The 10,401-nt window shown below is 68.9% G+C and carries 9 protein-coding genes and 1 pseudogene; 4 read left to right on the top strand and 6 right to left on the bottom strand.

What is annotated here, in order from left to right:
* Nucleotides 1–930, top strand: a 930-nt coding sequence (locus TSO5_RS07055) for a DUF1513 domain-containing protein (RefSeq protein WP_109150936.1), incomplete at its 5' end; no start/stop codon positions are given.
* Nucleotides 931–1,083: 153 nt separating this feature from the next.
* Here the strand turns inward: TSO5_RS07055 and fghA are convergent.
* Together fghA and TSO5_RS07045 are read right to left on the bottom strand one after the other, a co-directional pair.
* A complete protein-coding gene (fghA, locus tag TSO5_RS07050) occupies nucleotides 1,084–1,935 on the bottom strand; it encodes an S-formylglutathione hydrolase (protein WP_109150933.1) in 852 nt (283 codons plus the stop codon).
* 71 nt (nucleotides 1,936–2,006) lie between these two features.
* On the bottom strand, nucleotides 2,007–3,125 hold the full coding sequence (locus tag TSO5_RS07045; protein WP_109150932.1) for an S-(hydroxymethyl)glutathione dehydrogenase/class III alcohol dehydrogenase: 1,119 nt from the start codon (nucleotides 3,123–3,125) through the stop codon (nucleotides 2,007–2,009).
* Nucleotides 3,126–3,260: 135 nt separating this feature from the next.
* Between TSO5_RS07045 and TSO5_RS07040 the strand changes: the two genes are divergently transcribed.
* Entirely contained in the window at nucleotides 3,261–4,160 is a 900-nt protein-coding gene (locus TSO5_RS07040; protein ID WP_109150931.1) for a LysR family transcriptional regulator, read from the top strand.
* Between the two features lie 33 nt (nucleotides 4,161–4,193).
* Here the strand turns inward: TSO5_RS07040 and TSO5_RS07035 are convergent, their stop codons facing one another.
* The 4 genes from TSO5_RS07035 to TSO5_RS07020 all read right to left on the bottom strand — a co-directional run bounded on the left by TSO5_RS07035 (nucleotide 4,194) and on the right by TSO5_RS07020 (nucleotide 9,623).
* A complete protein-coding gene (locus TSO5_RS07035) occupies nucleotides 4,194–6,155 on the bottom strand; it encodes an ATP-binding cassette domain-containing protein (RefSeq protein ID WP_109150930.1) in 1,962 nt (653 codons plus the stop codon).
* The gene (locus TSO5_RS07030; protein ID WP_109150929.1) at nucleotides 6,152–8,230 is read right to left on the bottom strand and encodes a cysteine peptidase family C39 domain-containing protein; all 2,079 of its coding nucleotides are present in this window, start codon (nucleotides 8,228–8,230) and stop codon (nucleotides 6,152–6,154) included. Before TSO5_RS07030 ends, TSO5_RS07035 begins: the two co-directional genes overlap by 4 nt.
* A 67-nt stretch (nucleotides 8,231–8,297) precedes the next feature.
* Nucleotides 8,298–8,609, bottom strand: a complete 312-nt coding sequence (locus TSO5_RS07025; protein ID WP_109150928.1) for a hypothetical protein — start codon at nucleotides 8,607–8,609, stop codon at nucleotides 8,298–8,300.
* A 60-nt stretch (nucleotides 8,610–8,669) separates the two neighbouring features.
* A complete protein-coding gene (locus TSO5_RS07020) occupies nucleotides 8,670–9,623 on the bottom strand; it encodes a hypothetical protein (protein ID WP_109150927.1) in 954 nt (317 codons plus the stop codon).
* Between the two features lie 234 nt (nucleotides 9,624–9,857).
* Between TSO5_RS07020 and TSO5_RS07015 the strand changes: the two genes are divergently transcribed.
* A complete protein-coding gene (locus tag TSO5_RS07015) occupies nucleotides 9,858–10,049 on the top strand; it encodes a hypothetical protein (protein ID WP_109150926.1) in 192 nt (63 codons plus the stop codon).
* Nucleotides 10,050–10,142: 93 nt separating this feature from the next.
* Nucleotides 10,143–10,361, top strand: a pseudogene (locus TSO5_RS33615) (transposase family protein); the annotation flags it as partial.
* Nucleotides 10,362–10,401 lie beyond the last annotated feature (40 nt).

Below are 10,401 nucleotides of genomic sequence, written 5' to 3'. Positions count from 1 at the left end.
TCCCCCCCCGCCACGCCCGGCCGCGCCCATGCCATCATGCCGCGTCCCGGCGTGGCGGAGGCGGTCGTCTTCGCCCGCCGGCCTGGCCGTTGGTTCCAAACCTTGTCGCTGGCCGACGGCACCCCCGGCCCGGTGGTGCGGGCGCCCGACGACCGCCGCTTCACCGGCCATGGCGATTATTCCGCCAACGGCCGCATCCTCTATGTCGCCGAGGATGACGTCCCGCGCGAGGAGGGCGCCATCGGCGTCTACGACGCCACCGACGGCTATCGCCGGATCGGCGTCATTCCGACCCATGGGCTCGGTCCGCACGAGCTGATCCTGATGCGCGACGGCTCGACCCTGGCCGTCGCCAACGGCGGCGTCATCACCCATCCCGATACCGGCCGGGCGAAGCTGAACCTCGACAGCATGGACAGTTCGCTGACCTATGTCGAGGCGGCGACCGGCAAGCTGCTCGACAAGGTCCGCCTGCCGGAGGAGCATGCCAATCTCGGCATTCGCCACATCGCCCTGCTGGACGACGGCGGGGTCGCCTTCGGCGTGCAGGACGAGCGGCCCATCGGCATGCTGCAGCCCCTGACCGGCGCCCACCGTCCCGGTAGTGGCGCGGTTCGCCTGTTCGACGCGCCGGAGGATGTGCTGTCACGCATGCAGGGCTACATCGGCAGCGTCGCGTCGGATGGCAGGACGGTGGCCGCCAGCTCGCCGATGGGCGGGCTCATCGGGCTGTGGAACGCTGCCGATGGGGCATGGCTCGGCTCCACCGCGCTGGCCGACGGCTGCGGGCTCGCGCCGAACTGCGAGGGCTATCTGGCGACCAGCGGGCTTGGCGTGATCGAGCCGGTGTCGGTCAGCGCCGAAGCGGGGCCGGAGCGCAAGGCGCCGGCCTACCGGTGGGACAACCATCTGACGCGGCGGGTGGCTTGACGCCGAGTATCAATGGGGGATGCGTTCTGCCCCCTCCCTAACCCTCCCCCGCTTCGCGGGAGAGGGAACTCCGCTGCCCTTGCACTTAACTCCCTCTCCCGCAAAGCGGGGGAGGGTCGGGGTGGGGGCAATGACACCCCACCCAATCAGCCCCTACCCCACCAGCGCCGCCCAATGATGGCGCAGATGGTCCTCGATAAACGTGCTGATGAAGAAATAGCTGTGGTCGTAGCCCGGCTGCATGCGCAGCGTGACCGGGTATCCGACCTCCTGCGCCGCGGCGACCAGCGCCTCCGGCTTCAACTGCGCCTCCAGGAAGCTGTCGCGGTCTCCCTGGTCGATCAGGATCGGCAGCCGCTCCGGTGCGCTCTTGATCAGCGCGCAGGCGTCCCACTCCAGCCAGCGGTCGCGGTCCGGCCCCAGATAGCGCCCGAAGGCCTTCTCGCCCCAGGGCACCGCCGCCGGGTTGACGATGGGGGCGAAGGCCGACACCGCCTTGTAGAAGCCGGGATGCTTCAGCGCGCAGACCAGCGCGCCATGCCCGCCCATCGAATGGCCGGCGACGGACCGGCGGTCGGTGACCGGGAAATTCGCCTCGATCAGCGCCGGCAGCTCCCGCGTCACATAGTCATGCATGCGGTAGTTGCGCGCCCAGGGCTCCTCCGTCGCATCGACATAGAATCCGGCGCCCTGTCCGAAGTCCCACGCGCCGTCGGGATCGCCGGGCACCCCCTCCCCGCGCGGGCTGGTGTCGGGGGCGACGATGGCGATGCCAAGCTCCGCCGCGACGCGGAAGGCGCCGGCCTTCTGGGTGAAGTTCTCGTCGGTGCAGGTCAGGCCCGACAGCCAATAGAAGACCGGAACCGTCGCGCCGTCCTCCACCTGCGGCGGCAGGAAGATCGCGAAGGTCATCTCGCAATTCACCGCCGCGGACTGGTGCCGCACCCGTTTCAGCCGGCCGCCGAAGACACGGGTTTCCGACAGGGTGGTCAGGGGGTCGGTCATGGAAACGCCTTTTGAAAATCGATGGCGGCAAGGCTCCCTCCCCCAATATGGAGAAGGGAGCCCTCGTCACCTTACTGGTTGTAGAGGATGACGGAGCGGATGCTCTTGCCCTCATGCATCAGGTCGAAGGCGTGGTTGATTTCCTCCAGACCCATGGTGTGGGTGATGAAGGTGTCCAGTTCGAACTCGCCGCGCAGATAGCGCTCCACATATTCCGGCAGCTCCGACCGGCCCTTGACGCCGCCGAAGGCGGAACCGCGCCAGACGCGGCCGGTGACCAGCTGGAACGGACGGGTGGAGATCTCCTCGCCGGCGCCGGCGACGCCGATGATGACCGACTCGCCCCAGCCCTTGTGGCAGCATTCCAGCGCGGCGCGCATCACCTTGACGTTGCCGATGCACTCGAAGCTGTAATCGACGCCGCCGTCGGTCAGTTCGACCAGCACTTCCTGGATCGGGCGATCATAGTCCATCGGGTTGATGACGTCGGTGGCGCCCAGCTGCTTGGCGATCTCGAACTTCGACGGGTTGATGTCGACGCCGATGATGCGGCTGGCCTTCGCCATGGTGGCGCCGATGATGGCCGACAGGCCGATGCCGCCCAGGCCGAAGACGGCGACGGTCGAACCCGGCTCCACCTTGGCGGTGTTCATCACCGCGCCCATGCCGGTGGTGACGCCGCAGCCCAGCAGGCAGACCTTCTCCAGCGGGGCGGCCTTGTTGATCTTGGCGAGCGCGATTTCCGGCAGCACCGTGTATTCGGAGAAGGTCGAGGTGCCCATATAGTGGGCGATCTGCTTGCCCTTCAGGGAGAAGCGGCTGGTGCCGTCCGGCATCAGGCCCTTGCCCTGGGTGGCGCGGATCGCCTGGCACAGGTTGGTCTTGCCGGACAGGCAGAATTTGCACTTGCCGCATTCCGGCGTGTAGAGCGGGATGACGTGGTCGCCGACCGCCACGGACGTGACGCCGGGGCCGACCTCCACCACCACACCGCCGCCCTCATGGCCGAGGATGCAGGGGAACACGCCTTCGGAATCCTTGCCGGACAGCGTGTAGGCGTCGGTGTGGCAGACGCCGGTGGCGACGATGCGGACCATCACCTCGCCGGCCTTCGGCGCCGCGACCTCGACTTCTTCGATCTCCAGCGGACGGTTGGCTTCCCAGGCGACGGCGGCGCGCGACAGAACCATGTGGGTTTCCTTCCCCAATGCGGATGGCTTTTTGATTCCCACAGTGTAAACGCCTCGGGTCATTGCCAGAATGGCGATTTCGGGAATAGATTTTTGCGGTACGGGGATAATGCTGCGGGTTCAGGGTGTAATTCGATGAGCGGCTGGGACGGCATCGACGAGTTCGTGGCGGTGGCGGAAAGCGGCAGCTTCTCCCGCGCGGCGGAGCGGCTGCGGGTTTCCTCCTCCCATGTCAGCCGCAGCGTCGCGCGGCTGGAGGACCGGCTGCAGGCCCGCCTGTTCTACCGCACCACCCGCAAGGTCAGCCTGACCGAGAGCGGCCGGGCCTTCCTCGCCCGCTGCCAGCGGCTGGCGGAACAGCGCGACGACGCCTTTCTCGCGGTCGGCGCGCTGCAGGGCGGCAGCGACAGCGAGGTGAAGGGGCTGCTGCGCATGACCAGCGCCACCGCCTATGGCGAGCAGTTCATCATGCCGCTGATCAACGACCTGATGGAGCGCCACCCGCAACTGAGCATCGAGGTGGAGTTGACCAACCGGCAGCTCGATCTCGTGCAGGAAGGCTACGATCTGGCGATCCGGCTCGGACGACTCAGTGAATCGAGTCTGGTGGCGACGCGCATCGCCCCGCGCGTCATGCATCTGTGCGCCGCCCCGACCTATCTGGAACGCCACGGCACCCCTGACAGTCTTGCGAGCCTCAGCAGCCACCAATGCCTGATCGGCACCACCGACCATTGGCTGTTCGACGACAACGGTCAGGACTGGCTGCTCCGTCCGCGCGGACGCTGGCGCTGCAACAGCGGCTTCTCGGTGCTGGACGCGGCACTGCGCGGGTTCGGGCTGTGCCAGTTGCCGGACTATTACGTGCGCGGGCCGGTGGCGGAGGGACGGCTGGTTTCCCTGCTGGACCGTCACCGGCCGCCCAATACCGCGGTGTGGGCGGTCTATCCGCAGAAACGGCACGTGCCGGCGAAGGTGCATGCGGCCATCCGGCACCTGAAGGACGGGCTGGCGCGGCGGCCCGAATACCGATGAAAGGGTATCGGTGAGCGGCTTGCAGCCGGCCGGTCAGCTTTGTGCCGAGCCGGACAGGTCGAGCACTTGGTCGGCGAGCGCGAGTGTGGACGGGCGGTGGCTCGCCACCAGCACGGCGATGCCGCGGGCGCGCAGATCGGCGAACAGGGCGGCCTGGATATCCTCGTCCAGCGCGGCAGTCGCCTCGTCGAGGACCAGGAGGTCCGGATCGCGGGCCAGCGCGCGGGCGATCAGCAGCCGCTGCATCAATCCGGCCGGGAAGGAGTCCTCTCCCACCAGCGTCTGGATGCCCATCGGCAGAGCCGCGATGTCAGCGTCGAGCCGGACCAGCCGCGCCGCCTCCCACGCGCGCTCCACCGGCAGTGGCGCCATGCCCAGGATGACCGACCTGATGGTCGCCACCCCGATCTGCTCGTCCTGCAGAACGGCGCCGACGCGCCCACGAACGGCGGCGGCATCCAGGCTGCGAAGGTCGCGGCCATTGATCCGCACCGTCCCCGAATCCGGCCGAAGCAGACCGAGCGCCAGCGCGATCAGCGTGGTTTTTCCGCTGCCGGACGGGCCGGCAACCGCCACCACCTGCCCTCGCGCAAGGCTGAGTGACACGCCGCGCAGGCAGGGCTCCGGCGCTCCCGGATGGGTGAAGGTGACGTCGCAGAGGTCCAGGCGCTCCACCGGTCCGGGATCGGGCGCGCCGGGCGGACTGTCGGGTGCCGCCTCCAGCAGCGGGCGCAGGGGGGCGATCAGTTCGCCATCGGGAAGCCGGCCGAACGCACCCGCCAACCCCAGCACGGTCCGCACCGCCGGCAATGCCGCCAAGGCTGCGGCGGCTGCGACGGGCAGGCCGCTGCCCACCCGCATCGCCAATCCGCCGACCAGAAGCGGCACTCCCAACATCAGAGCCTGTGCGACCGCTTCGGCATCGGCCCTGCGTGCCGTTGCGAGCCCGACCTGGGCGGATAGGTTGCGCAAGGCCGCCATCGCCCGGTCCGTCGCCCAACGATCGGACCCCAGAAGGCGAAGCTGCGGCAGGCTGGCGGCCGGCAGTTCGATTCTGTGCCAGGAGTCCGCCGCCGCATCCCGCCCCGCCCGCCGTATCCGGGCGGACCGGCGCAAAAGCCACGCGTGCAGCATCCCGCCCACGATAATCATGAACCCGCCTGCAAGCGCCGGCCAAGCTGCGGCCCATCCCATTACCGCCAGCGCCGGCCCCAGCCGCACCAAAGCCTCGACCATCGCATGGCGGCGTGCGACCGCCTGCTGCATCGCGGTGATGCCGTCGCGCAGCCGGTCTTCCTGAACGGCACCGGCAACCGCCCGCAACATGCCGGGCGGCACAGCCAAAAGCCGCTCCCACAGCAGGCCATGCAGTCCGAGGTCTGAGGCCGCGCCGGAGCGTGCCGAGGCGACCCGCCGCGCCCGTTCGCACAGTCCGGCCGCCACCGCCGCGAGCAGGAGAACCACGGCCAGGGCGGCGACTGCCGTCGTGCCGCCCGCCAAGGCGCGCTCGCCCAGCAGCAGCACCGCCACCGCCGGCAGCACCGCCGCGACGCCACCGCAGGACGCCGCGAACAGCGCCAGCATCCGGTCGGTCCGACCATCGCTCAACGCAACTTTCAGCCATCGCGCCGGCGTCAGCGGCTCGACACCTCCGGCGCGGACAGGGGCGCAGGCATCGGGGGAAAGCGTCGCGGCAAAAGTCGCATCCACCGGGCGGGAGCGGCCGTCGGCCTCCTCCAGACGATAGCCGCCACGCCGGTCGGGAAGCAGCAGCACCGGTCCGCCATCGATCTGCCGGAAGGCCAACAGCGGCCCCTGGTCGCGCTGCCACCAGGGCGTCGTTCCCCGGCTGCCCGGCGGCAAGCGCACCCGGCGCAGGCGCATTCCAAAGGCCGGGGCCGCCGCGCGCAAGTCCGCTTCCCCGCCGCCCTTGCGGATCCCGCCGCGGATCAGGGTGCGCAGCCCGTCCACGATGTCGCCTGCGCTGGCGGTCACGACGGCATTTCCGCCCCGGCCGCCGACGGGTCAAGGTGAAGGCGGTGTTCGCAGCCCTCCAGCGTCGCCGGGCGCCGGCTGGTCACCAGGACAATGCGGTCGGGGTGCTGCAGCCTGTCGAGGATCCGACGCGCCAAATCGGGCTCCAGCGCATCCAGAGCATCGTCGATCACCAGCAGGACCGGGTTGCGCAGAAGCACCCGCGCCAAGGCCAACCGGCGTCGCTGTCCGCCGCTGAGTTCCGGGCCGCCTTCGGCCAGTTCCAGGGAAAGGCCGCCGCGCGGTTCCAGATCGCTCCACAGCCGGACCTGCTCCAGCGCCGCAATCAACGCCGCGTCGGTTGCGGAGAGGTCGCCGACCCGCAGGTTATCGGCGATCGTGCCGGCGATCACCGGACTGGACCGGTCGACAAGGGCCACCGTGCCGGGACATTGGCGGGCAACCGTCGCGACCGGCCGGCCGTCCAGCAGAACGCCTCCGGACGAGGGTTCCAGCAGCCCGCACGAGAGCTTGGCCAGCACCGATTTGCCGGAACCGGAGGGGCCGCAGACCCCCAGCCGCTCTCCCGGTTCGAGACACAGATCGAGCCCAGACAGGACCGGCGGCGCCTGTGGCGATGGTTCGAACCCGGCGGACTGGACGCAGAGACGGGCGGCCGGGCGCTCTGCCGCAGGGGGATACTCCGCCTCGGCTACCGCCGCTTCCAGATCGTCCAGGCGATGCAGGGCGGCTTTCAAATCCTGCAGCGCCGGCATGACGCGGTCCAGACGCAGGACCTGCCGATGTGCCGCCAGCGTCAGCGCGGCGAGCGCCACCACTCCACCGCTCCCGATCCGGCCGGCGGCGAGGCCCGTCACCAACACAGCCGCAAGACCAATCCCGGCGAGGCCGGTGAGCACCCCCATGAGCCACGCATGGCGGGCCACCGACTTCTGCCGCCAGATGGTCTGCACCGCATGGCGGCCGGCAAGCTGGGCCAGAACCTCGCCATCGCGCCCACCGGTCCTGTGGGTGTCGAGCGTCGTGATGGTTCCGCCGTCCGGAACCAGCGGTGCCGGTGCATCCCGGCGTGCCGCCACGGCACCGCGCCGGAGATGAACCGTGGCAAGCGCGGTCAGGGCCGGGATGAGGGTCAGCAGCAGCACCGCCCCGCTCCACCTGTCGAGCCAAAAGGCGGCTGCGACCGGGAAGAGCAGCAGCGGAAGCTCCACCAGCCGCATGATGTCGCCGATGTGCCGTTGCAGCGCACCGCCCGCCAGAGGCACCTCCAGCACCTGTGCCATATCCCGGCGGGCGAACCAGACGGCAGGCATCCGCCGCAGCCGGCCGAACACGCCCGCGGCGGTGTCGTCGGCCAGCCTCATGCCCAGAAGCGCGATCAGCTGGTCCCGTCCCCAGCCGGCAGCGACCGCGGCGGCACTGGCGCCCGCCAGCGGGATCAGGCCGGCACCGCCGTCTGCCCAACTCCCGGCCGCGAGTGCCGCACCCACAGCGGCGGCGCGGCCGAGTGCTGCTGACAGAAGAATGGCGGCCATGATACCCGCTTGCGGTCGAAGCCGCGTCACCAGCGCCCGCGCCGGTGTTGGCGGACGCCACTCCCCCTGCGGACGGTGTGCGCCGGGCTCCGGCGGCTGGATGGTGATGGCGATGCCGGTGAAGGAGTCGTCGACTTCGTCCCAGCCCATGACATGCGGCCCGCCGCCCGGGTCGTTGACCAGAATCCCGTCGCGGGTCTCGGCCTCCACCACGACGAAATGGATGAAGCGGCTGTGGGCGATCAGGGGAAAGCCGAGGGAGGACAGACGATCCGGCTCGGTGCGGAAGGCACGGGCGAGCATGCCGTGGTCGCGGGCGATGCGGATCAGGGTGCGGGCATTGACGCCGAGACGGGTCGACCCCGCGTCGGCCCGCAACTGCTCCAGGGGAACCGGACAACCGTGATGGGCCAGCATGATGCCAAGCGCCGCCAGACCGCACTCGGCGATCTCGCTCTGTCGCAGTTCGGGCGTCGCCGTCCGCCTTCGGCGCCGGTCTTGACCTAGACGGGCCAAAATCGATGGTGGGGAGTTGCTCATTCTTGCTGAGCGTTGCGTCCGCGGGGAATTTCTCCGCAAGACGCAACGCCTGCCGGTTCGGAAGACCTCAGCGGCCGAAGCCGGAACCCTTCTTCGTTTCCTTCTGGCCAAAACCGGTGGGCGGGAAGCCGCCGGCAACCATGTCGAGTTCCTCGTCGCTCAGCTCCGCCTGGCTGTCCTCGGCCGGAACGGCAAGCAGTTCTCCATCGGAGTCGATCAGCTTCATCTGCATCGGCAGGTCGACATCATAATGACGCTTCACGGCCGCGTTCAGGTCGGCCTGAGCCTCGGCACGGAATGCGTCGTCGGTCTTCAGCCGTTCCGCCGCCGCGGCAATGGCGTCGGCGCCGTACATCTGCTCGAAGTCAATGTTGCTCATTTCGGAAATGCTCCAGTTGGCGATTGGGTGAAGGGCTGAAGGAAGCTTTGCGGCCGGCGATCATGGCGAACCGGTCGCGGGTTCGCGGATCATCTCGAAGGTCTCGTCCACCCGCAGCGAAATCGGGGCGAAGCGGCGGCGGACCAGCGACATCATGCGGGGGAACATGGTGCCGAACATGGCGATGGAGGTCGGACCGAAGGCGGCCACCTGCCGGGCATAGGCATGCCAATAGGCCCCGACCAGCATTCCCGTATGCCAGAGCGACCGCGCCAGATAAGCGCTGCGGTAATCGATCGCCGGCCGGTCGCGATAGCCGTCGAGCGGCACGCTTTCCGCCCGCTCCGCCAGCACCCAGCCGACCAGAACGCCCTGCCGCCGCACCGCGACGGAGCAGGCGGGTTCGATCAATTCGGCACGGACATCGGGATGCATCAGGGGCAGATGTTCGGGTTCCGCGGCCAGCGCGGCGAGGGCGGCGCGGTCGGCGGCGTCCGACGTCCGCCAGGGATCGAAGCTGAACCCCTCGGGATCGCGCAGCCGGCCGGCCAGCGACGGCCAGCTGCCGACCGCCTCGACCATCGGCGCCGCCTCGCCGATCGCCCGGACATGGGTCAGGCGCGGCGCGTTCCAGCCGGCCGCCGACAGGGTCGCGGCCAGCGCCGCGCGTTCCGGCAGTTTGTCCGAAAAGGCGGTGATCAGACCGCTGGCGCCCGCCGCGGCGGCGGCCTTTCCCCACTCCGCGGCAAGGGTTCGGCCAATGCCGCGGTTGCGCAGGCTGCGCGCGACCGTCAGCGACAGCAGTCTTGCCCCATCATCCTGACTCTGCCCCAGCGCCAGACCGGCCGGTAGCCCGCCGACCGTGGCGCCAACGGCCACCCAAGGCGGCTCCAGTTGATTCAGCACCGGAGCCAGCCGGGGAAAACCGAGAGTGGCGAATGCGGCGGCATTGCCGGACAGCGGCGCGAAGCGAAGGCCGGCGATGCCGCCGTTCGGCGCCGTGACATCGTTCATCCCAACCCGATCCTTCACGCCAGCGATCCCGATCATGCACACTCTGGAAGAGATGGAGACCCTGCGAAGTCCGCTGGACAATCCGGATGCTCTCTAACCATTATGCGTGCGAAACAAAGGGGTGCAAGCAATAAGCGGTGTCAGGACTGACATGGAACTGTTTCAGCTTCACAACAAAATTTCTTGTCTTTCAACGCCGACGCGCATGCCGAAGCCTCTAGGACAAGGGATTCCATGAGCCGGACTGAAGCCGGACCGCAGGGTGCCGAACGGCTGTTCCGCCGCAAGGCGCTGGAGCGGCTTACGACAACCGAGGATTTCGACCAGCCGCCGACCCTGGTCAGCCCGCGCGGGTTGCGGCTGCAATTGCTGCTTGCCGCCCTATGCCTCGTGGCGGCGGTCCTGATCCTGGCCGCCGTCGCCTGAGGTAGTCCTCGTTTCCCGGTTCTCCCGCGCTTTGCGTGGAAAAAGCTGACAACGCTGGTGCCGGCGCCGTCGGGATATCTCATGTAATGGAGCATGCAAGAGCTTTTTGTGATCCCGGACTGCCGTGTCGTAACGGTGGAACCTGTTGGCGCGGCTGGTCTTCATGTGGCTGCCCAGGTCAAGCATTCCCACGCATGCTGTCCATCCTGTCATCGGCCGAGCCAATCTGTTCATAGCCGGTACCATCGGCATCCCGCTGACCTTCCGAGCCTGGGGAGCGCCGTCCACATCAACCTTCTCGTTCGTCGGTTCTATTGCCGCAACCCGATCTGTCCGCGCCGGACCTTCGCTG

Source organism: Azospirillum sp. TSO5 (assembly GCF_003116065.1).
Taxonomy (GTDB): domain Bacteria; phylum Pseudomonadota; class Alphaproteobacteria; order Azospirillales; family Azospirillaceae; genus Azospirillum.
This window is presented reverse-complemented; position numbering and strand designations above follow the sequence as displayed.

What these genes read in the sequence shown, in the direction of transcription:
- fghA (WP_109150933.1), bottom strand. Translation starts at nt 1,935, where the DNA reads ATGACCGACCCCCTGACCACCCTGTCGGAAACCCGTGTCTTCGGCGGC.
- TSO5_RS07045 (WP_109150932.1), bottom strand. Translation starts at nt 3,125, where the DNA reads ATGGTTCTGTCGCGCGCCGCCGTCGCCTGGGAAGCCAACCGTCCGCTG.
- TSO5_RS07040 (WP_109150931.1), top strand. Translation starts at nt 3,261, where the DNA reads ATGAGCGGCTGGGACGGCATCGACGAGTTCGTGGCGGTGGCGGAAAGC.
- TSO5_RS07030 (WP_109150929.1), bottom strand. Translation starts at nt 8,230, where the DNA reads ATGAGCAACTCCCCACCATCGATTTTGGCCCGTCTAGGTCAAGACCGG.
- TSO5_RS07025 (WP_109150928.1), bottom strand. Translation starts at nt 8,609, where the DNA reads ATGAGCAACATTGACTTCGAGCAGATGTACGGCGCCGACGCCATTGCC.
- TSO5_RS07020 (WP_109150927.1), bottom strand. Translation starts at nt 9,623, where the DNA reads ATGAACGATGTCACGGCGCCGAACGGCGGCATCGCCGGCCTTCGCTTC.
- TSO5_RS07015 (WP_109150926.1), top strand. Translation starts at nt 9,858, where the DNA reads ATGAGCCGGACTGAAGCCGGACCGCAGGGTGCCGAACGGCTGTTCCGC.